We start from the raw sequence: 801 nt of genomic DNA, 5'->3' as shown, positions 1-801 counted from the left end.
TAGGTAACTGATGGGTCTGTGATAGCATCCATCATGCCGTCTTGATAAGCAAAAGATCGGAATCTTCCCGTTTGTGCGCTGGTTTCTTTTGACAGTACAGCGTATTTATTGGCCCATGCACTTAGTGAAAGTGGCTCAGGAGGCCGGATATCAGAACGACGTTTACATAACTCTTGTGTGAAATTTTGCCAAGCGGAGGCGTTAGCTTTCTCCTCGTTGTTTATTATCATCAAGGCTTAATTCCTCCATCGCCTCGTAAACCACCTCCTGTAGTGCTTGAACAAACTCAGTATCATTAGTGGTAGAAGCCAAGACACGTAGACGAGGACCATGCTCAGGGGCAATAGCGATTAAGCGAGTGCGCATTCTTGAATACTCTTGCCCGACAGCCTCAATCATGTCTTTATACGGCAGCACCTGGCCGGACTTAATTTCGTACTCTAATTGAGTAAGCAACGCGAGAAAGTTTTCTTTTAACGTCCGGGCCTCATCGAGTGTCATCGTTGCGCCATTTTCGGCGATCATCCGCTCAACAATTTTTGTCGGTGACTCCGTGCGTCCGCTGTCAGATTTGTTACCCTGGGATCTGTTACCTGACTTGTTACCCTGTTTGTTACCTGTAGTTTTTTTATCGGGCCGGGTAACAGATTTTCGATATCGTTCGACGTTAGCGTTTGACGCGTCTACATCAATGTCATCACCGTTAAGAACCAGCCAGCCGCGGGCCTTCCACTGGGTTACTGTCTTGCGGCTGACGCCGTGTAATTTTGCGAATTCTGACTGATTCATTTGTTAATGTTA

Annotated in this window: 1 protein-coding gene and 1 pseudogene; both read right to left on the bottom strand. The window is 46.8% G+C overall.

Annotation, left to right across the window (positions count from 1 at the left end; translation table 11 throughout):
* Nucleotides 1–230, bottom strand: a pseudogene (locus tag LGZ99_RS24545) (phage terminase large subunit family protein); the annotation flags it as partial.
* Entirely contained in the window at nucleotides 202–789 is a 588-nt protein-coding gene (locus LGZ99_RS24540) for a hypothetical protein (protein WP_036841064.1), read from the bottom strand. The pseudogene LGZ99_RS24545 and the gene LGZ99_RS24540, both read right to left, overlap by 29 nt.
* Between the last annotated feature and the right edge of the window lie 12 nt (nucleotides 790–801).

Source organism: Photorhabdus temperata (assembly GCF_025384845.1).
GTDB lineage: Bacteria > Pseudomonadota > Gammaproteobacteria > Enterobacterales > Enterobacteriaceae > Photorhabdus > Photorhabdus temperata.
This window is presented reverse-complemented; position numbering and strand designations above follow the sequence as displayed.

Excerpts from the sequence above, each read along its gene's own strand:
- LGZ99_RS24540 (WP_036841064.1), bottom strand. The coding sequence starts at position 789 with ATGAATCAGTCAGAATTCGCAAAATTACACGGCGTCAGCCGCAAGACA.